The sequence below is a fragment of the Actinomadura rugatobispora genome, assembly GCF_042656285.1.
GTDB classification, from domain to species: Bacteria; Actinomycetota; Actinomycetes; order Streptosporangiales; family Streptosporangiaceae; genus Spirillospora; species Spirillospora rugatobispora.
This window is the reverse complement of record NZ_JBHSON010000259.1, coordinates 1-859: the sequence shown is the minus strand read 5'-3', so window position 1 is coordinate 859 and position 859 is coordinate 1. Positions and strand designations below refer to the sequence as shown.

Genomic DNA, 859 nt, shown 5'->3' with positions numbered 1-859 from the left:
TTTTGGTGGTCATACTGCCTCCGGTCAGCTTCGGGGTCGGCGTCGGACGGTGGCGCTCATCCGGTAGGCGGCGTAGGCCAGGACGAGTGCGGCGGCGGCCACGGGCAGCAGCGGCAGCCACCGCGACCACGGGGAGTCGTGTGGGGTGTCGGCGGCCCGTTTGTCGGCGGTGATGAACGGGCCCTTGGCGATGGTGCCCGCCGTGGAACCGGGCGCCGAGGGAGCAGCCGTGCCCTGCTGCGGGTTGCCCTGCTGGCCGGTGTTGGTGCTCTGTGCCTGGCCGGTGCACTCATAAAGCGGCGGAATGACGGGCCCGGGGGTCTCACGCGAGTAGAGCCGGCCATCAGGGGTGGGGACGCCGTTCCCGATGGAGATGAGCGGCCTGAGCCGCACGTAGCTGCCCTCGGGTCGTTTCTCGATGAAGGAGTCGGTGGCGATGGGGAGTTGTTTGGCCAGCACGGTCAGAGCGTGGTCGAAATGGCGGGTGTTGGCCGGGGTGAACACCGGCGGTGCGGGCGCGCTCATTGCGTGGAGGATGCAGCGCAGGCCGGGGCGGGCGGCGGTGAGGAGGTTGTTGGTCTGGGTGACCATGGCGGGGCCGCGTTGCAGGATGCTGTCGAGGTCGTGGCGGGATTGCTTGAGGGTGTGGGTGAAGGCGGCCAGGTCGTTGACCCCCGACCCCAGTTGGGGGGCGGTGGGGGCCAGGGTGGCGGTGAGGGCGGTGAGCTGGACGGCCAGGCTGTCGAGGGTGCCGGCGTTGTCGGCCAGGGTGCCGGCGAGCTGGTGGGTGTCGCCGATCAGGTCGCGCAGGGTGGTGCCGCGTCCTTCCAGTCCGTTGGACAGCTCGCGCAGCAGCGTG

1 protein-coding gene is annotated in these 859 nt (G+C 70.5%); it reads right to left on the bottom strand.

Annotation, left to right across the window (positions count from 1 at the left end; translation table 11 throughout):
* Positions 1-24: 24 nt before the first annotated feature.
* On the bottom strand, positions 25-859 hold an 835-nt coding region (locus tag ACFPZN_RS56885), incomplete at its 5' end, for an MCE family protein (protein ID WP_378293653.1).